At 71.3% G+C, this 19,373-nt stretch carries 16 protein-coding genes and 1 pseudogene; 11 read left to right on the plus strand and 6 right to left on the minus strand.

What is annotated here, in order from left to right; genetic code table 11:
- The 3 genes and pseudogenes from ABD323_RS31045 to ABD323_RS31055 all read left to right on the plus strand — a co-directional run.
- Positions 1-1,163: pseudogene (locus tag ABD323_RS31045) on the plus strand (hypothetical protein); the annotation flags it as partial.
- Positions 1,164-1,422: 259 nt separating this feature from the next.
- Positions 1,423-2,241, plus strand: a complete 819-nt coding sequence (locus tag ABD323_RS31050) for an alpha/beta fold hydrolase (protein ID WP_344445367.1) — start codon at positions 1,423-1,425, stop codon at positions 2,239-2,241.
- A 424-nt stretch (positions 2,242-2,665) separates the two neighbouring features.
- A complete protein-coding gene (locus tag ABD323_RS31055; protein WP_344445368.1) occupies positions 2,666-2,878 on the plus strand; it encodes a hypothetical protein in 213 nt (70 codons plus the stop codon).
- A 72-nt stretch (positions 2,879-2,950) separates the two neighbouring features.
- Here the strand turns inward: ABD323_RS31055 and ABD323_RS31060 are convergent, their stop codons facing one another.
- On the minus strand, positions 2,951-3,952 hold the full coding sequence (locus ABD323_RS31060; RefSeq protein WP_344445369.1) for a zinc-binding dehydrogenase: 1,002 nt from the start codon (positions 3,950-3,952) through the stop codon (positions 2,951-2,953).
- 174 nt (positions 3,953-4,126) lie between these two features.
- Between ABD323_RS31060 and ABD323_RS31065 the strand changes: the two genes are divergently transcribed.
- Positions 4,127-4,468: a transposase gene (locus ABD323_RS31065; protein ID WP_344445382.1), complete on the plus strand. Its 342-nt coding sequence runs from the start codon at positions 4,127-4,129 to the stop codon at positions 4,466-4,468.
- Here the strand turns inward: ABD323_RS31065 and ABD323_RS31070 are convergent.
- From ABD323_RS31070 to ABD323_RS31080, 3 genes are all read right to left on the minus strand, one after another.
- A complete protein-coding gene (locus ABD323_RS31070; protein ID WP_344445370.1) occupies positions 4,359-5,222 on the minus strand; it encodes a hypothetical protein in 864 nt (287 codons plus the stop codon). The genes ABD323_RS31065 and ABD323_RS31070 overlap by 110 nt on opposite strands.
- Before the next feature lie 367 nt (positions 5,223-5,589).
- Complete coding sequence (locus tag ABD323_RS31075) at positions 5,590-6,249, minus strand: GNAT family N-acetyltransferase (protein ID WP_344445371.1); 660 nt, start codon at positions 6,247-6,249, stop codon at positions 5,590-5,592.
- A gap of 229 nt (positions 6,250-6,478) precedes the next feature.
- Positions 6,479-6,781: a hypothetical protein gene (locus ABD323_RS31080; RefSeq protein ID WP_344445372.1), complete on the minus strand. Its 303-nt coding sequence runs from the start codon at positions 6,779-6,781 to the stop codon at positions 6,479-6,481.
- Between the two features lie 443 nt (positions 6,782-7,224).
- On the opposite strand from ABD323_RS31080, the gene ABD323_RS31085 reads away from it, so the two are divergent.
- On the plus strand, positions 7,225-7,590 hold the full coding sequence (locus ABD323_RS31085) for a hypothetical protein (RefSeq protein WP_344445373.1): 366 nt from the start codon (positions 7,225-7,227) through the stop codon (positions 7,588-7,590).
- Between the two features lie 303 nt (positions 7,591-7,893).
- Here the strand turns inward: ABD323_RS31085 and ABD323_RS31090 are convergent, their stop codons facing one another.
- Positions 7,894-8,337, minus strand: coding sequence for a winged helix-turn-helix transcriptional regulator (locus tag ABD323_RS31090; RefSeq protein WP_344445374.1), 444 nt, complete (start codon positions 8,335-8,337; stop codon positions 7,894-7,896).
- Positions 8,338-8,467: 130 nt separating this feature from the next.
- On the opposite strand from ABD323_RS31090, the gene ABD323_RS31095 reads away from it, so the two are divergent.
- The 3 genes from ABD323_RS31095 to ABD323_RS31105 all read left to right on the plus strand — a co-directional run bounded on the left by ABD323_RS31095 (position 8,468) and on the right by ABD323_RS31105 (position 13,306).
- Positions 8,468-9,340 carry an aldo/keto reductase family oxidoreductase gene (locus ABD323_RS31095; RefSeq protein ID WP_344445375.1) on the plus strand — a complete coding sequence of 291 codons (873 nt, stop codon included), beginning with the start codon at positions 8,468-8,470 and terminating at the stop codon, positions 9,338-9,340.
- Positions 9,341-9,796: 456 nt separating this feature from the next.
- A complete protein-coding gene (locus ABD323_RS31100) occupies positions 9,797-10,921 on the plus strand; it encodes an NHL repeat-containing protein (RefSeq protein WP_344445376.1) in 1,125 nt (374 codons plus the stop codon).
- 432 nt (positions 10,922-11,353) lie between these two features.
- The gene (locus tag ABD323_RS31105) at positions 11,354-13,306 is read left to right on the plus strand and encodes a S9 family peptidase (protein ID WP_344445377.1); all 1,953 of its coding nucleotides are present in this window, start codon (positions 11,354-11,356) and stop codon (positions 13,304-13,306) included.
- Between the two features lie 283 nt (positions 13,307-13,589).
- On the opposite strand, the gene ABD323_RS31110 is transcribed toward ABD323_RS31105, so the two are convergent.
- A complete protein-coding gene (locus tag ABD323_RS31110) occupies positions 13,590-15,875 on the minus strand; it encodes an Ig-like domain-containing protein (RefSeq protein WP_344445378.1) in 2,286 nt (761 codons plus the stop codon).
- A gap of 711 nt (positions 15,876-16,586) precedes the next feature.
- Between ABD323_RS31110 and ABD323_RS31115 the strand changes: the two genes are divergently transcribed.
- The 3 genes from ABD323_RS31115 (at position 16,587) to ABD323_RS31125 (ending at position 19,320) form a co-directional block, all read left to right on the plus strand.
- The gene (locus tag ABD323_RS31115) at positions 16,587-16,907 is read left to right on the plus strand and encodes a MazG-like family protein (protein ID WP_344445379.1); all 321 of its coding nucleotides are present in this window, start codon (positions 16,587-16,589) and stop codon (positions 16,905-16,907) included.
- Positions 16,908-17,134: 227 nt separating this feature from the next.
- On the plus strand, positions 17,135-17,647 hold the full coding sequence (locus tag ABD323_RS31120) for a hypothetical protein (RefSeq protein WP_344445380.1): 513 nt from the start codon (positions 17,135-17,137) through the stop codon (positions 17,645-17,647).
- A gap of 506 nt (positions 17,648-18,153) precedes the next feature.
- Positions 18,154-19,320 (plus strand): methyltransferase domain-containing protein, encoded by a 1,167-nt coding sequence (locus tag ABD323_RS31125; protein WP_344445381.1) that lies wholly within the window; start codon positions 18,154-18,156, stop codon positions 19,318-19,320.
- Positions 19,321-19,373 lie beyond the last annotated feature (53 nt).

Below are 19,373 nucleotides of genomic sequence, written 5' to 3' on the forward strand. Positions count from 1 at the left end.
AGTCCGCGGCGGCCGCCGCGGCCGACGCCGCCACCGCCGCCCAGTCGGCCGCGCACAGCGACCAGCTCTACGCCCAGGCGCAGGGCGACGACGCGGCCGCCCACCAGTCGGCCGGCGCGGCCACCGCCGACGCGGCCGCCGCCAACAGCGCGGCCACGGCCGCGGAGAAGGACGCGGCGGGTGCCCGCCAGGCGGCCGCCACCGCCCAGACGGCGGCCGAGCAGTCCAGGCAGGCCGCCCTCGCGGCGGACGCCTCGGCCACCTCGGCCGAGAACGCCATCGCCAAGGCCTCCCAGGACGCCGCCGACGCCGCCGCGGCGGCCAACCGCACCGGCATCAAGGCCGCCGGGGACAAGGGCTGGTGCGACAGCGGCGCCGGCACGGTCTGCGCGGGATCGACCACCACGGGCCCGTCCGGTTCGGGCAACTGCGCCGACGGGTCCTGGGGCCAGTACCACTGCTCCATGAACGCGGCCATCGACCCCGACTGGCAGAACGCGCTGAACCGCGCCATGGGCGGCAAGAACTGCGTCACTCCCACGTTCGGCGACCTCGATTGCCAGCCCTCGCTCTTCCTGCAGTCCGCGGTCATCGCGGCCGCGAAGGCCGGCGTCGACCCCCGGATGGTGCTCTCCATCGCCCTGATGGAGGTCAGCGGCAAGGAGGTGCCGTACATTCGCGACTACGGTCTGGGCAGCTACCTGACCTACGAGCAGCTGGCCGCCGCGCTCTCCTCGCAGCACCAGTGGCCCGGCCACGGCGGGGACGGCACCGCCTCACTCGGCGTCACCAACATCAAGCCGGTGACCTGGGACTACCTGACGAAGGCCTACCCGGACGTGTTCGGCGGCTACCAGTGGAAGGACCTCGCCGACCACACCGACCTCGACATGCTCGCCACCTCCTACTACGTCAAGTACCTGCAGGACAACGAGGTCAAGTACGCCACCTCGTCGGCCCAGCACAACCTGACGCCGCAACAGATCACCTACGGGCTGTACAACGGCGGCATCGACCCGTCCAGCAAGTCGTACCCGGTCTACAAGGTCACGGACAACTTCGGACCGGGCGTCAGCGGCAACATCCGGGGCTGGCAGCAGTACTGGACCCAGGCCGACACCCTGATCTGCGGAAGCGGGATCCTGACCTGCACCTTCTCCTGACAGTTCCGCAGTGATCCACCCGATGGGCCGCCGGTGAACCCGGCGGCCCATCGGCCGTACAGAGTCATGGACCGGCCTGCGTCCGCCGTGACCGGTCCGCCGTCCGGGCTCCTGGCGACACACTCCGCATGCCGATGCGCCGCGCCACCACCCGCCGCCGGGACGGCCGGCCCACCACGCGCCGTCGCACGTGATCCCTGGGCCGGCCGGTCCCAAATCCCGGTGCGGGGCAGGCGGCTCGCCCCGCACAATGGCCGCCATGACATGGGACGGGTTGATCCAGCTGGGCGACGGGGACGTGTGGGCGGCGGACAGCGGGGGTGACGGGCCGCCCCTGGTGCTGCTGCACCCCGGGGTGGGCGACTCGCGGATCTGGGAGGGACTGGTGCCCGAACTGACCGCGCACCACCGGGTGATCCGCTACGACGTGCGCGGCTACGGCCGCTCGCCCCAGCCCACCACCGCCTACTCGATGCTGGCCGACCTGCACACGGTGCTGGACTGCTTCGGGCTCGACCGGGTCCACCTGGTCGGCTGCAGCATGGGCGGTGGGACGGCGCTCGGGTTCACTCTCCAGCAGCCCGGACGAGTGGCGTCGCTGGCGTTGTTGTGCCCCGGCGTGCCCGGATTCCCCTGGCCGGCGGAGCCGGAATCGGACGCCGAGTACGACCGGTTGGTGGCCGCCGACGACCTGGACGGGCTGACCGCCTTCGGCCTGCGCGAGTGGGCGGCGGCCGGCGCGGACGAGGACGCGGCCGCCCAGTTGCGCTCCGCCGCCCGGGCCTGGCCCGGCGAGGACCTCCACCAGCAGCCCGACCCGCCGCTCTACGACCGGCTCGGCGAGCTGTCCGCCGTGCCCGCAGTGGTGCTGGTCGGCGACCTCGACCGCCGCCCGGCGATCGACTGCGCCGAGCAGACCGCTGCCCGGATCGGCTGCGAACTGGTCCGGTTGCCCGGTGTCGATCACCTGCCGCCGCTGCGGGCGCCCGGTCCGGTCCTGCGCGTGATCGAGGAGGTGGCCGCCCGACAGTCGCGCGGCAGCGCCGGATCCGCGCCGCGTCGACCGTCGACACCTTGACCGGCTACCGGGCCCACGCTCCCGGCACCGGCGCGTGGGCGGCGAGGCACAGCGCCTCCCCGGATCGTCGGATGGGCCGGAGCGCGGCGAACCGCCGGGGAGGGGCTGGGTTTGTCGGCCCGACTGAGCCGCGCTTTCGGACCCTGCCGGGTGCCGGCCCCCGGGCCACGGTCGCCTCGAGGCCCCCGGGGGGCGTCGAAGGCGTGGCCCCGCGACGGGTTGTCCAGGTCGACCGTGGCGTCGTCGCAGATCACGCCGGTCACGGCAGGCGGCGCGACCCCCGCGGGGCCGTCCGCTGGGGCAAGCGGCAGGGTGGCGACAGCCGTTGGCGGCGCGTGGACGTCGCGGCTTGACACCACGGGAATGCGCAGGGCCGCTCCCACGTTCACCCCTCACGAGGCCGCACCGCCTGTGGGAGGTAGCTGTGAAGCACCGCAAGAACGGTTCCGCCACCACTGTCGCCACCACCATTGCCACGGTCGAGGCCGGGCGGTCGCGCTTTGGCGAGCTGCCCGAGCGGATCCGGCCGGAGGACACGTTCGTCTCGGTGCCGACCGCGACGGTGAGTCCCGAGCGCGACACCTTCAGCCACGAGGAGTGGCTGGCCCGGAACGTGTGGTGCGGCACCCTGCTCTGAGCGGCCCGGCCTGGTGCCAGGACCGGCCCAGGAAGGTGAACGCGTCAACCACGGCGCGTGCCCAGCGGCCGCTCAGGGCCGCAGGATGATCCGGATCGGGTTGCCCTGCTTGCTCGCCAGGCGCCGGACGGCTTCCGGCGCCTCGGAGAGCGGCAGGATCTCGCTGACGGATCGGGAGAGATCCAGGCGCCCCAGCTCCGCGAGCGTCACCAACTGCTCGACGTGCTCGGCGCGCGAACCGTAGTGGCCCAGAATCTGCTGGCCGAGGTAGCTGAACCGGATGCCGTCGGTCACGGTGATCGGCTGGTCGCTGAGTCCGACCAGCACCAGCTTGCCGTTCTCGCCCAGGCAGCGGATCGCCTGCTCGCGGACCTCCGGGACGCCGGCGAAGTCGAACGCCGTGCCCAGCCCGGTGCCGCGGGTGGCGTTCGTGACGGCCTGGTCGAACTGCTCGTCGGCGGGATCCAGCGCGATGTCCGCGCCGAAGGCCAACGCCCGCTCGCGCGCCGCCGGCAGCGGGTCCACCGCGATGAGGGGAGCCGCACCGACCAGCCGCAGCAGCTGGATCGCGTGGGCGCCCAGGCCGCCGATGCCCCAGACGCCGACGGCCCGCGCCGGCTGGGTCTGTGCGGTGGTGGTGATCGCCGCCCAGGGGGTGGAGACCGCGTCGGGGATGAAACTGGCCTGCTCGAAGGGCAGGCTGTCCGGGATCGGCACCACGGTGTCCGCCCGGGCGACCGCGTACTCCGCCCAGCCCCCGTCGTAGTCGACCCCGCGGGTGAAGACGACACCATCACGCGGCTCCCCGGCCCGCAGCAGCACGCGCTGACCGGCCGTGATGCCGCTCACCCCCTCGCCGACCTCGTCGATCGTTCCCGCGTTCTCGTGTCCCAGGGTCACCGTGTCGCCCGACAGCCGCCTCGGCGTGAGACTGCCCTCGATGAGGTGCACGTCGGACAGGCAGACCCCGGCGGCGGCGACCTTGATCCTCACCTCGCCGGGTCCCGCGTGCGGAGTCGGCACCTCCTCCATCGAGAGGACGCGCGTCCTGATGTTGAGCCGGCCTGCAAGCATCGTCGTTGCCTTTCAGTAGGAGAAGTCCCGCTCAGGCTACTGAAGATGAGCCACCGTCAAACCGACGGGGCCCGTATGGGGCTCTGACGATCCCGAGACGTCGAGAGCGGTCCAGGGAGTGTTGCGAAAGTCGATCAAGGCCGTGGGTGATCACTCGCCGCGGGGCGTGGTGATCTGACGAACAGCCAGCGGGTTCGACTGGAGCCGGTGTTGCCGCAGGGCAAGACGCCTGGGTGGCCGCCGCCGGGGACGCGGCGGCAGTGGATGGACGGCATACGGTGGCGGACCCGGACCGGGGTAGCGTGGCGCGACCTGCCGGAGCGGCATGGACCAGCGCCACCCTCCCCATCACGCTCGACGGCGTGCGCCGCACGCCGGTTGGGACGTTGCCGCCCCGGTCGCGAGGTCAGTCCGCGGCCTGGGGCCCGCCGTCCGCCGCCGTGTAGAGGCCGCGCCCGGACCGCTGCGCACGGCCGTCCCTGGCCAGGCGCTCCAGCCTGGTGCGGATCGCGTTGATGTTCCCCTCCAGGATGTCCAGGCCCAGGAGGTCGGCCACCTCACGGGCCCGCAGCGGAGCCGCCGCCTGGGAAAGCACCTCCAGAACGCTCTCCGCGTCCGCCACCTTCCGCCGGGCGCCCGTCCTCGGTGCCGGCGCCTCGACGGGGGATCCGCCGGCGACGGGCTCCGTCTCGGCCCGCGCCGCCTTCCTGACGGTGGACGTCCGCTTCGTCGCGGCCCTGCCCTCGGAGCCCTTCGCGACCGCCTTGCGCGCGGTCCTCTTCGCGACAGGCGCCGGCGCCTCCTGCTCGGGCACGGAGGCGGTCTTCTTCGCGGTGGCCTTCTTCGCCGCAACCTTCTTCGCGGTGGCCTTCTTGGCGACGGACCTCCTCCCGGCCCCGGCCGTCGCCACGGCGGGCCCGTCCTGGGCGGGCGCCGCCTCCTGCTCCGCAGGCGCAGCCGCCGCCTCGGTCTCGCTAACCGCCCCTGCTTCCTGCACCACCTCAGCCGCTGAACTCCGCGGCAACTCGGCGGCGCGCTCGGCGATCCCGTCGTCGACGGGCTTGCCCCAGGACAGCAACCGCAGCCCCTCGAGCGCCTTGGCCATGGCGTCCCGCTCGGCAGTGGCGGCAGCCACCTCCGCCTCCGCCCGGCGGAGCCGCTCCTCCACGACGGGCTGCTGCGCCTCCAGAAGGGCGATCGTCGATGCCAGACCCCTGTCCGCACCGAAGGTGCTTTCGCTTCCCACAACCACTCCTACATCGTTGCCCACCAGTTGTTGCGGTGAATCTACGGCCTACCGGCCGGCCCGCAAGGGGAATGCGCAATACCGCACCACAAGGAGTACATCCACGGGGCTCCCTGACAGGTCCGCGGGGCGCATGCGGCGAGGTCCGACGAAGACCTGCACGAACCGCGCGCGACCGCCCGGTCATCGCCCACCTGCACCGCCGGCACGGCAACGACGAACTGCTGCGCCCGTGGTGGGGGCCACTGAAGATGACCATCCTTGTGTCACGCGGGATGAGCAGGTGGGGTGACGAGGAAGCCCCGCTGGTGGGGTTCCAGCGGGGCTTTCGATCCCCGTGGTGTCCAGGGGAGGCTCACGGTGCCGCTTGACACCGTGCACGTGATCGAACTCAGCTTGAGGCGGTGAGATCCGCCTCCGAGTGCCTGCGTGCGAGGCTGCGAGCGATTCGCTCTTCGAGCCTCGTCTGACAGTTCGGCCACTCTGCTGCGGTTATCGAAAAGATCGCAGAGTCACGGAGTTGGCCGTCCTCGCCCGGCGCCCACGACCGGGACCAGTTCCGCAGCACGCCCTCGAAGCGTGCGCCCACCGCTTCGATCGCGGCCCGCGAACGGCTGTTTCGCGCGTCCGTCTTCAAGTCGACGCGTGCGACCCCCCAGTTCTCGAACGCGTGCCGGAACAACAGGTACTTGGCTTGGGTGTTCACCCCCGTGCCCTGGGCCGAAGCCGCGAGCCAGGTGAAGCCGACTTCGACCGCGCACAGGCTCTCTCCCGTCGGCCACAGCCGCGGATCCCAGTAGGCCGTGGCCCCGACCGCGCGCCCCGACGTCTGCTCGACTTGCGCGTACGGGACTAGCTTTCCGGCTGCGGCACGGGCGAGTTGCGCATCGATGTACTCTTCGATCCCGGCTGCTCTCGGCACCCAGGTGAAGCGATACGAGCTTCGGTCCTCTTCCACCGCCACGGCCAAGTCCGCCGCATGGCGGTGATCCAGTGGCTCCAGGCGCACGAGCGTGCCTTCCAGAACCGGTCCCTCAAACGTGAAACTCATCGATCACCAATCAAAGCCAGCACAGGGTGTCAGGTTGCAGGCTCGCAGCGTTTCAGAGCCATCGCGCGATGTCGCGCGAATTCGGCCTCAAGCGGCGGGCGGCGGCCAGCCCGGTGCCGGCAGCCGCCCCTGGCAGGCCGCCGCCGGTTGCCCGGTCGGCGCGGTGACCCTGGCGAAACCGGCCCCGCAGATCACGATGCCGCGCGCAGCCACCTGGTCCTTCTCGGCGTCAGCGGTACTTGCTGCGCCCGCCGCGGTTGCTGGCCGCCCGACGGGTCTTGGCCGGCCAACTGGGCCGGACGTCAGGCCGAACCGGCTGCTCCTCCGGCCCGGGGGTGCGGTCGGCCTGCTGTCGGGCGACGAACAGCGCGACCGCGACGGCCGCCGGGTCGTCGGCGACCCCGAGTTCCCGAGCCGCGACCTGGTGAACGGTGCAGCGCAGGGGGCTTGCCGGTGAGCCGTCGCTGTAAGCGAGACCCTCGGGTGGCAGGTAGATGATCCCGCAATCGATGCAGCGGAAGGCGAGGCGCATCAGCCCACCGTTCCGCGGCCGCCGCAGTGTTCGCAGGGACTGATGTAATTCTCCTGCCGTGGCACCTGGTTGCCGTTGGCATCCAGGTCGACGCTGTGGCGGACCTTCTCGGTGACGCCACGGCCGGCACATCGCGGGCACGGTTGTTGCTCACTCATCGTGCCACCTTTCGTCGCTGGAAACGGTAGCGCAGGGTGAGCTCGGCAGTTGAGCCTTCGCCGGCTCGGACTCGACGAAGCGGGGGAGGACCCCTGCGCCCAGCCGCTCAGTGAGCTTGCCAACGGCTGCCCCCGTTGGCGCGGGGGAGGACGTCAGTGCGACGCGGGCGAACTCCCGGGTGGTTGGCCGACCCCCCGCCCCGGCGGGTGGTGTCCAGGGACGGTGGGAGCTTCCCCGATCGCGGACAGTTGATCTTGCGCTGACCGCGGTTCCGTGAAACCAGGATGACCGCACCCGTCGCGATGCCGAATACTCTCACCATGCAGGCCTTCCCCATGAACCCGGACCGGCTCGAAGCGCCCGTGCAGCTCCTGGACGACGCCGGTACCACGTGGCAGCTGCGGAAGAAGCGAGTCGATCTTCGCGCTGTGCGTCGGCTGATGAAGGACCACGCCGCGACCATCGTGCTCGGAGAGAGCGGCGGGACCCGCCCCCGGCCTGTCGTCGATGGCGAGCGCCCGATGCTGTGGGACAAGGTCAAGGACGACTACAAGGGGCCTGGCGGAAGCGGGACGGCGGGACGCTACCTCGCGCACGAGTTCCGTGCGGACGCCGAGCGCCGCATGCTCTACCTCGAAGAGCACTGCTGACAGCGGGACGAGTCACCCTCGTACCAGGATCCCGATGCGGATCCGGATGCGGATGCGGATACGCCGCCATGAAGCCCGGCCGTGCATGGCTCTCGTGATCGGCGTTCCTCACCGAGTGGCCCCCGGCCCGCCCTGGTCGAGGACCCGCTCGGCAAGCAGATGCTCGCCCTGCTCACCCAGCTCACAGCCGGCCCGGACCACCACCGCTGGGACGAGCGCCCGAAGCGATGTCCTCGAACCCCGTCGATCCGCCCGGCCTCCGGCGCGCAGACTGCTCCCGCTGGTCGGCAATCCCGTTGTGGTTCAGGTGAGGCGGGTGTCGTAGGTCTGGCGGTTGGAGAGCACATCGTCCATGTGCACCTCGGCCCAGGCCTTGAGGCCCCGCATCATCTCGTACAGCGACAGGCCCAGATCGGTCAGCTCGTAGGAGACCGTGACCGGCACGGTCGGCACCACGGTGCGGGACACCAGGCCGTCGCGCTCCAGGGACCGCAGCGTCTGGGTGAGCATCTTCTGGCTGACGCCGGCCAGCAGGCGCTGCAGTTCCGAGTAGCGCATCACCCGGGGCTCGCCGTCGCAGCCGGCGCCGGGCACCTGCGCGCTGTCGCTGCCGAGCGCGGCCAGGATCAGCGCGACCCACTTGTCGGAGATCCGGTCGAGCAGCTTGCGGCTGGGACAGGCCGCCAAGAAGGCGTCGTACTCCACCTTGGCCTGCGCCCGTTGCTGGGCCGCCGTCATCGTCGCCATGGACCGTTCCTCTCACCTGCGGGTGCCCTACGAACTCGGAAGTGCCTCCTTCCCGACAGGAAGCTACGCACCAATAGTGGTGCAAGGAGCCGTCAGGCACCATCCCCTGGCTCGACACGAAAGGCACACCATGAGCACCCCCTTCGCCCCACTGCCCGGCGGCACCTGGAACCTGGGCGACCTGACCGTCTCCCGGTTCGGCTACGGCGCCATGCAGCTCGCCGGCCCCTGGGTCATGGGGCCGCCCGCCGACCGCGACGGCGCACTCGCCGTCCTGAGCGAGGCCGTCGGCCTTGGCATCACCCACATCGACACCGCCGACGCCTACGGGCCGCACATCACCAACCAGCTGATCCGCGAAGCCCTCCACCCGTACTCCGACTCGCTGCACATCGTGACCAAGGTCGGCGCGACCCGGGACCAGGAGGGCGGCTGGCCCCCGGCGCGCAAGCCCGAAGAGCTGCGCAGGGCAGTCACCGAGAACCTGGACAACCTCGGCCTCGACACGCTGGACGTGGTCAACCTCCGGCTCGGCGACGCCCAGGGCCCCGTGACCGGTTCGCTCGCCCAGGCGTTCGAAACACTGGTCGAACTCCAACAGCAGGGACTGATCCGGCACCTCGGCGTGAGCAACGCGACGACGGCACAGGTCGCCGAGGCGCGCTCGATCGCGCCGATCGTGTGCGTCCAGAACATGTACAACCTCGCCCACCGCCAGGACGACGACCTCATCGACGACCTCGCCGAACAGGACATCGCCTATGTGCCCTTCTTCCCCCTCGGCGGCTTCAGTCCGCTGCAGTCCTCCGCGCTCACGGCCGTGGCCACCCGGCTGAACGCCACGCCGATGTCGGTCGCCCTGGCCTGGCTGTTGCAGCGGTCGCCGAACATCCTGCTGATCCCCGGCACCTCGTCGGTGGCACACCTGCGCGAAAACGTCGCAGGCGCGGCACTCCAGCTCTCCGACGACGATCTCGCCGAGCTGGACAAGATCGGGCGCTGACCCCACGGCGGGCCCGGTGGTGGCCTCGCCGGCCGAGGCCCACTGCCGGCGTTCCCCACCGCCGGGGACGCCCTGCGCCACATCGGCGCCGGCCACATCGGCCAGCTGCTCCTGACGGTGCCCCAGGAGGGTGACACCACCGCCACGCTCCGCCAGGCGCCGTCCGCGACCCCCAGGGGCGGTGCCCACCTCATCACCGGTGGGCTGCGCGGCCTCGGCCTGGCCCGCTCCGTGCCGGCCGGCCCGGCACGGAGCGCGCCAAGCCCTGCTGCTCAGCAGGTCGACTACTCACCGTACTGATTGGCCTACGAAGGGTGGCGATGCCATGGCCGCGAGGTTCGAATGAGTACGGCCCGAGCGAACCGGGCCACCACAGACCGGCCGACCGTCGGTGATCGACGGGCCACCTTGAGCCGTTCGGGTCCCGGTCGGCGTGAGAGAGCAAGGAGACAGTACGTGAGAACACACGTGACAGCAGGGTTGGCCGCGACCGTGGCCCTGGTCCTCGGGTCCGCGGCGACGGCCGTCGCCGCCCCCACCGGCGAGGCCCGCGGTACGTTCGTGGGCCACCTGCACACGGTGTCGACGATCGCGTCGACCGTCCCCGCCAACGGGGACGTGAACCCGTACGGCACCGTCGTGGTCCCCGACGACAGCGGTGATCTGCGGCGAGGCGACGTTCTCGTCAGCAACTTCAACAACTCCCAGAACCTGCAGGGCACCGGCACCACCCTGGTGCAGGTCAGCCCGCGCGGTGACGTGCGGCAGTTCGCGCAGATCGACCCGGCGAACCTGCCCGGCCCCTGCCCGGGCGGCGTCGGGCTGACCACCGCGCTCAGCATCCTGCCCGGCGGCTGGGTGGTGGTGGGCAGCCTGCCGACCACCGACGGAACGTCCGCCACCGCACAGGCCGGCTGCCTGCTGGTGCTCGACAACCACGGCACCGTGCGCGAGACGCTCTCCGGCCACGGCATCAACGGTCCGTGGGACATGACCTCGGTGAGCGAGGGGCGGCACACCGACCTCTTCGTCACCAACGTGCTCAACGGAACGGTGGCGGCCGGTGGGGCCACCGTCAACGAGGGCACCGTCCTGCGACTGACCCTGCAGCAGGAGCGGGAGGACCAGCCGCCGCGCCTGGAGTCCACCACCGAGGTCGGCTCGGGCTTCGGCGAACGGACCGACCCCGCCGCCCTGGTGGTCGGCCCGACCGGCGTGGGCCTGGCCCGGAACGGGACGCTCTACGTCGCCGACACGGTCGGCAACCGGATCGCCGCGATCCCCGACGCGCTGAAGCGCCACGACTCCGCCGGTACCGGACGGACCGTCAGCTGCGGCGACAACCTCAACAGCCCGCTCGGGCTGGCGGTGACCCCCGGTGGCCACATCCTGACCGTCAACGGCGGTGACGGGAACCTGGTGGAGACCACCCCGCGCGGCGACCAGGTCGAGGTGCGCCAACTCGACGCCTCCGGCGACCCGGCCGGCGCCGGGGCCCTCTTCGGCCTGGCCATCAGGCCCGACAACCACGCCGTCTACTTCGTGGACGATGCGACCAACACCCTGAACCTCCTCTCCTGAGCGTCGACCTCACCTCGGCATCGCACCCTGGCACAGCCGCCCCGATCCTGGGGCGGCTGTGCCGTTGCCCCACGGGCGCGCCCGGCTTCGCCGCCACCGAGGACCTGGGCGGCACCGGCTGTTCACCGCAATCCGGCAGGTCCCCGCCGGGCTCAGGGCCGGCACGTCCTCAGCCGGGGCCAGGACCTCGCCGACGCGTGAGCGGGCGACGACCCACTCGTTCCACTCCCGCTGGACCACGGCCGGCTCGGCCTGGACACGGTCGGCCTCCTCCCGCAGCTCGTCCGTGCGACGACGAGCGGTCAGCTCCCGCTGCTCCAGCAGCCCCAAAGGCGCTCCCGGCCCGGCGTCCCCAGCGAAAATCACCTGCCACGGGCTCGTCGGTGCGCCAGGATGTCCAACTGTCCTACTGACGAGTGAAGGGCAGTCCGCATGCCGCACCCTGCAAGTGAGTTGACCGACCTGCTCACCGCGGACCTGGTGGTGGACCTGGCCGCTCCCGTGGCACCGGCCATCTCACCGGACGGTCGCCTGGTCGCCTACGGCGTGGTCGCGAACAGCGGCCGGGGCGGACACCCGGACAGCTCGCTCTGGGTAGCCGCCGCCGACGGCAGCGCGGCCCCGCGCAGCCTGACCGACGGCACGGCCCACGACGGCGCCCCGAAGTGGGCGCCGGACCCGGCCTGGCTGTTCTTCACCTCCGACCGCCAGGAGCGGGGCTCGGCCCAACTGCACCGGATCCTGCTGGACGGCGGCGCGGACCTGGCCGAGCCGGAGCCCCTGACCAGTTGGCGCGGTGGCATCGGCGACCACCACCCCCTCGCCGACGGCCGCACGGTCGCGCTGCTGGCCGAGGACGAGTCGACGGCGGAGGACGAGCGCCGGCAGGCCGAGGGCGACGACGCGAAGGTCTGGGGCCGGCACCTCCCGGTCACCCGGCTGCGCCTGCTCGACCTGGAGACCGGCGTGATCCGCACGGTGGCGGGCCTGGGGGACCGCCACGTCGTGGAGGTGTCCCAGCGTCCGGACGGCGGCCCGTTGGCCGTGCTGAGCTGGTCCACCGCCGAGCTCGACCCCGGCGTCCTGACGGCGCAACTGCATCTGGTCACCCCGGCGACGGGAGCCGTCCACGACCTGGGCCCGGTCGGTGTCGAGGCCCGGTCCCCGGTCTGGTGGCACCACGACGGCGCCTGGCATCTGGCCCACCTGGCGGTGACCCCTGGGCACCTGGTGGGTGGGCTCGCCGTGATCGACACCGTGCCGCCGGCGAGCGGCCCGGCCGTCGAACAACGCAATCTCACGGCCGGCATGTCCATCTGCCCCACCGAGCTGGCGCAGGTGGCCGACGGGCCACCGCTGGCGCTGTTCGCCGACGGGCTGGACACCGCGCTGTACCGGCTCGATCCGCAGTCGCTGCGGTTCCACCGACTCTCCCGACCACCCGGCACGATGGCGGGCCTCACCGTGAGCCACGAGGGCGGGACCCTCGCCGTGCTGGCGAGCACCGCGGACGAGTTCCGAAACGTCCACGCGGGCCCAACGGGCGGCCCACTGCTCCGACTCAGCGACACCAGCCCCGAACTGCGCGGGATCCGCCGGGGTGTCCAGGAGCGGCTCGGCTACCAGGCGCCCGACGGGCTCCCGATGGACGGCCTGCTGATCCTGCCGGTCGGCCGAGCTCGGAGCGAGGGCCCGTTCCCGCTCGTCACCCTGATCCATGGCGGCCCCTACTCCCGTCATGCCGACGAGTTCGCGCTCACGGTGGTCGACTGCGGCCAGTGGCTGGCGACTGCGGGATACGCGGTCTTCCTGGCCAACCCCAGGGGCGGGTCGGGCCACGGCCACGAGTTCGCCGCGGTGGCGGCGGGCGCGGTGGGCGGCGACGAGTGGACCGACGTCCTCGCCGGGATCGACCTGCTGGTCGCCGAGGGCGTCGCCGACCCCCGACGCCTGGCCGTCTCCGGCTGGAGCCACGGCGGATTCATGGCCGCCTGGGCCGTCGGCCGGACCGATCGGTTCAAGGCCGCCGTGATGGGCGCCGGCATCAGCGACTGGGGCTCCCAGGCCGGAGTCGGCGACTGGGGAATCATGGACGCGGAGCTCGGCGGCGGCACCGGCTGGGACGGGCCGGGGCCGCACCTCCACGACCTGCGGAGCCCGATCTCCTACGCGTCCCGGATCCGCACCCCGGTCCTGATCCTGCACGGCGAGGAGGACACCAACGTCCCGCTCGGCCAGGCAGTCCAGTTCCACCGCGCACTGCGCCACTTCGGCGTCGAGCACGAGTTCGTCGTCTACCCGCGGGAGGGCCACGGGCTTCACGAGCGCGCCCACCAACTCGACGCCCTCCGGCGGATCCGCGCCTGGTTCGACCGCTGGCTGTAGCCCTGTCGCCGGTCCGCCGGACCTACCTGACAGCAGGCAGCGGGCAGCGGGCACTTGCTCTCCCGCGCAGGGCGTTCTCCAGTGCCCTGACCGCCGTGCCTCCGGAAGCCCGCCGGCCGGCCCGTTCCGCGGGACACCCGTCGGCGACCCAGGACGCGACACCCTCGGCACCTGAACGACGCCGACCGCACCGCGCTGGCCGCGACCTGACCTAGGTCGTCAGGCGAAACGCCGCATCCCGCGGCTCCCCTTTCGGGAGCCGCGGGATGCGGCGTGTTCTTTCTCAGGCCCCTGTTGATGGGGTGTTGGGGGCTCCGCTGGTACGGTCGGCTGTCTGCCAGCCGGCGCTGCCGCCGGGCCACGACTCGTCCAGGTCCCCGTTCGGCGTGCCGACCGAGAAGACGTGGATTGCTCCGGCGCCGTCGAGCACCGCTGTGGGGGTGCCGCCTCCCTCCGGGGCGCCGCCGTTACAGGTCACGCATGTGTTGACCGCGGCTCCGGAGGTCGGAACGGTTGTTTCGTCGAGTTCTCCCGGGTTGAAGAATCCGGCAATCGCGTAGGTGTAGACGTGGATCGCACCACTGGCATCGACGACGGCGGCGGGCGCGCCGTTGGCGGGCTCGGCGCCGCCGTTGCCGCTGCACGACAGGCATACGTTCTCCACGCTGCCGGTCGCGCTGATCCTGGTCTCGTCCAGTTCGCCCGGATTGAAGAACCCGGAGATCGCCAACGTGTACACGCGGATGGTGCCGTCCTTGTCGATCACAGCCGCAGGTGCCCCGGCGGCGGGTTCGGCGCCGCCGTTGCTGCAGGACAGGCAGACCCAGGACATCTGGCCGTTGGCCGGGATCGTCGTCTCGTCGATTTCGCCGGAGTTGAAGAACCCGGCGCCGGCCAGTGTGAACACATGGATGTTCCCGTTGCCGTCGATGACCGCCGACGGTGCACCGTAGCCCGGTTCGGCTCCGCCGTTACACGACAGGCAGCTCCAGGCCAGACCCCCGTCGGGTGCGGACAAGGTTTCGTCGACCTCGCCGCTGGCTGCGGCCAGCGTGTAGACGTGGACGGTTCCACTGCCGTCGATCACCGCGCTGGGCGCGCCGGTGGCCGGCTCGGCTCCGCCGTTGCAGGTCAGACACGACCATGCGGTGCCGCCGTCGGGGGCGATGAGGGTCTCCTCGAGCTCGCCGTTCGGCTTGGCGATCGTGTAGACGTGAATGGTGGCTGAGGAATCGATGACGGCTGTCGGTGCTCCCTGGCTCATCGGAGTTCCGACGTTGCAGGTGACGCACGTCCACGTCGTGCCGCCGTCGGGGGCGATGAGGGTCTCCTCGAGCTCGCCGTTCGGCTCGGCGATCGTGTAGACGTGGACGGTGCCGTTCATGTCCTTGACAGTGGCGGGGCGGATCTGCGGAACACGGTTGACGTAGACGTCCGCGCCTGCCGATGCCGGCGATGTGCCACCTGGACTGGTCGCCTCGGCGGTGATGGTCACTGTCCCGTAGTTCCCGGTCGCGGTGGTGTCCCAGCCGAGCTGGAACGGCCTGCCGACCGGCGAGCCGATGGCGGTGCCGTTGGCGTAGAACTGGATCGACTGGACCGTGGAGTCACTGTCGGTCGCCGACAGTGTCACGGTTCCGCTGACCGGCCCGGTCGGCACCGACACGACCGGGGCCGGCGGCTGCGGTGGAACCGGTGGTGGCGGCGGCGCATTGTTGATCTGGATTTGAGTGTGGACCGACGTTCCGACGGTACCGGCCGGGGTGACAGCCGTCGCCCAGAGATCAGCGCTGCCGTTCTGCAACGTCTTGGTGTCGAAGATCCAGGGGTGGTCGCTGGTGTGAGGGGTCCCCGGGACCGTCGGCGACACGATGTTCTTGGCGCCCTGCGTGAGGTGGAAGTAGAAGGCGTTGACGCCGATGTCCGTGTGACCGGTGAACGTGACCTTGCCCGAATAGGGCTGGCCGGAAGGCAGGGCCGTCGTCACTTGGGGTGCTTGCGGCGGGGGCGGCGGGGTCGCGGTCCCCGGGCTGATGTAGCCGCGGACCCACATCTCGTAGGGCTTGTTGGGGAACAGGTGCTTGGTGGGGTCGAAGGCGAGACCGCCGTTGTCCTCGTCGATGTTGACATGGCTGGTGGCCCACCAGGGCTGGTTCTTGTCCTGGCCGCCTCCTTGGTCACCGCCGACATCGGAGAGCAGCCCGTTGGCGTACTTCGTGACGATCGAGATGTGGCTGCCGGGATTCCCGTTCCTGTCGTTGTAGGTGAGGTCGTTCCAGATCACCGCGTCGCCGGGCTGGGGGGTGTAGGTGCCGATGGGATGATAGTTCGGGGATTTCAACCAATTCGGCACGTACGAGGACATCCAGGATTGGGCGGCGACTCCCTCCTGGGTCCAGACCCGCTTGACGAAGTCGCCGCACCACAACTCGTACCACGGACCCATCATGTGGTCTCTGCCGACATAGGACAGCGCCTTGGTGGCGATGGCGCCACCCGGGGCGTCGGCGTGGGCCGGGGCGGCGGTGACCACTACGGCCAGCGGCGCCGCCACAACGGCGGCGGTCAAGGCGCCGAATATTCGGCGCAAACGTGGAAAGGGCAAGGGAGTACCCCGTTTCATGAGGGAGTGGGAGTCCAGTGCGGGCGCTACGTCCGGCGCGGGCCGCTCGGGCCTGTCGGGAGCCGGGATCAGTCAGGCGGAGGGCGTCAAAGTGTGTCCGCGGACGCGCTCCGCGCCGATGGGCCAAGCCCGCCGGCCGCCGTCGCAGCCGCCGCGGTCGCGCCACGACGTGCGGGCTTGCGCATGAAGTCCTTTCGCATGCCCATCCTCCAATTGGGTTCCGCTCGTTCGCCGTGCCGTTGCGCCGGTTGCCGGCGTCGCCATCCGATCCGACTGGCCACGCTGTTCGATACCTTCTGACGTGAACTGACAACAAAAGACAACATCAGTTCGGAACCAGAAACGCCGAGACCTGATCGCCGGGGGGAGGGCGGGCAGAACCGGGGTCGGGACAGTACAGCGAGGCAACGGAACAGCGAGTTCTCCGGGGCGCGCCGATCGTGACGTCGGCGAGCAGGCCCAGAGCCGCCCGCCGGTGTCGGACGGGATGTGTGCCTGGCTTCGGCCGGTCTCACCACGGTCCGACACGTCCACGACTTGTGGACCCTCGCGGTCATCCTCACCGCCGACCCCGACACCGTCCTGCGCCGCCTGACCTCCCGCGGCCGGTAGCGTCACAGCGACCTCCACCACCGAGAGCACCGGAGTCACCGCACCATGAACCCGACCGACTGGGACACCATCACCCGCCTCGTCGCCTGGCTCGACGACCACTCCAGCGGCGACCCGGAGATGGGCAAGGTGATGCGCTGCCTCAAGATCATGGAAGAGGGCGGCGAAGTCGCCGAAGCCCTCTCCGGCGCCCGCTCCCAGAACCCGCGCAAGGGCAACAGCCACACCTGGGAGGACGTCGAGTCCGAACTGTGCGACGTCATCATGACCGCCATGGTCGCGCTGCTCACCATCAACCCCGAGGGCGAGAAGACCTGGCGCCGCCGCCTGGAGGCCGTCGCCGAACGCTCCCTCAGCCACACCTGAGGTCCACCACCCCAGCACGCGGGAGGACCGCGGGCGGGGGCAGCGCAGCGGCCTGCCGCTGTCCTGGGAACGGCCTCTCGGATCGCCGTGCCATGCTGGCTGACCATGGGCGACCATGATCGCCATTGCTGCAAGCGGAAAGAGACACGATGCGAATCCCATGGCGCCGTCGGCAGGCCGGGCGATCACGACGGCTCCTCGAACTTGCGGGTGTGAAGCCAGGATCGGTGGACGACAGCGACGACCTGGACGTCTGCCGGCAGGTCGCCTTTCGGGCGGCCCAGCGGGACTGCGGCGCGACCGCCGAGGTGCTGGTGGTCGTCGAGGAACTGCTGAAGGACGAGGCCGAGTACGAGTTCGCTGTCACCCTCCTGGAGAACCTCCAGAACCTTGTCTCCCACGACCTCGACATGTTCAGGTCCCCCGACGAGATGTGTCGGCTGCTTGGACCTCGAAGCGCAATCTGCTGGGACACCGTGACCGGCTTCTGGGCTGAAGTGGCCACCTGGAGGGTTGGCACCGGTGCGCCGCTGGAGTCTGCCACCACGCTCCTCGGCGTCCAGAACGAAAGCCTGCGCATGCTCCTATGGACAGCGAACAGAACCCTCCCCACCGGCGAGAAGCTCGGGATCGCTGACGCCGTGCGCTACGAGAAGGCCGTCGGGTCGCCCATCCCCGGGTTCAGCCACATCGCGGTCGCGCTGCGCATCAGCGGACAAGGCGGCCCCCTGACCCGCTAACAGGGGGCGAACACGCTGGCGTTGATCTTGTGACGTAGTCGAGTCAGGGCGGGAGGACCACGCGCTTGCGGAGAAGGATTCCTCCTGCTGGCCCCAAATCGCCGCTGGGTGAAGTGGCGCCAGCGCTGCATCCAGCCTCCGCCGCGCGTCCGGCTACCGCTCGCCTGGCCCCGGAGCCGGCGGGTGCTCGGCGCTGCTGCCACTTCGTGCCGTCCCCGGAGTCCCGCTACCGGGTCCCGAGCGGGACCGGCGCGGCGGGGTCAACCGAGCGCCAGGTGTGCCACTCTGACGCGCCCTTGCCGACCTCGCGAGCGCTGGTGCACGATCCAGGCAGTGCCCGGCCACTGGAGCCCGGGTGTCGAGGGGAGGCACGTGTGGAAGGCGAGCACGAGAAGCCGGCACCGGACCCGAGCCAGGGAAACCCGCCCCCCGGCAACGCGGACGGCCAAGTCCCCCCGCCGCCGGCCAGCGACGGCAAGCACAAGAAGTAGCGGCGGACCGTGCCCATGACGGTGACCGGCACTACCGACCTGACCCACCGGCGAGCGGTCCTTGACACGGCGATGCAGGAGCGCGGGGCCTGGCCGGCCCGCTCGCCCTGGATCCGCGAAGCCGTCCGGACGCTGCCCCGGGACCGCTTCGCGCCGGACCGGCTCTGGCGCTGGGACGGGCACGCCTACGTGCCGGTGGACCGACAGGTCGACCCTGACGGCTGGGCGCGGGAGCTGTACGCCGGACCGGACGACGCCGCGGTGACCCAGGTGACCGACGGCCTGCCGACCAGCAGCCTGTCCAGCCCGGGCGTGGTGGTCGACATGCTCGACTCGTTGCTCCTGGAGCCCGGCCACCGGGTCCTGGACCTGGGCACCGGCGCAGGGTGGAACTGCGCGCTGGCCGCGCACCGCACCGGCCCGGGCCGGGTGACCAGCATCGAGGTCGACACCGGACTTGCGGCCGCCGCCCGCGCCCGGCTGGCCCAGGCCGGGTTGGCGGTGGGCGTCGAAGTCGGCGACGGCGCCGCCGGATGGCCGGTCGGCATCCCGTTCGACAGGGTGATCGCGACCTACGCCGTCGAGCGCGTCCCGTGGCCCTGGGTCGAGCAGTGCGCGCCGGGCGGACGGATCGTCACCCCTTGGGGCAGGCTCGGGCACGTCGCGCTCACTGTCGCCGACGACCACCGCAGCGCCACCGGCTGGATGCAGGGCTTGGCCCAGTTCATGCCCGCCCGCGACCGCTCCCGCCCGGAGCCCGCCTTCGCAGAGGTCCGCGGCCACGGCCCTGCCGACCACCGGGGCGCCATGGAGCGTGGACTCGAGCCGCTGCGGGCCGACTGGGACCTGCTGTTCACCCTGCGGGTCACTCTTCCCGCAGTGCGGATCACCACCGCGGTGGACCAGGACGGCACCAGCGCCTGGATCCACGACGGACTCGCCTCATGGGCGGTGCTGTCCGCACGCCCTGGCGGTGCGACCGTCCACGGCGGCGGCCCCCGCCGGCTGGCCGCCGAACTGGAAGCGGCCTGGCGGACCTGGGAGACCCACGACCGCCCGGGCGTGTACGACTACGGCATGACCGTGCGCCCCGACCGACAGTACGTGTGGCTGAACGACCCCGACACCGGCCCCCGCTGGCCGACCTCGGCGACGGCCGACCAGGGCCAGGCCGTCGACTGAGCATCAAAAGGGGGGGGGGGGGGCGGCGTCGACGCGGTGGCGCTGCAGAAGTA

It is taken from the genome of Kitasatospora nipponensis, from assembly GCF_039528135.1.
In the GTDB taxonomy this organism is placed as follows: domain Bacteria; phylum Actinomycetota; class Actinomycetes; order Streptomycetales; family Streptomycetaceae; genus Kitasatospora; species Kitasatospora nipponensis.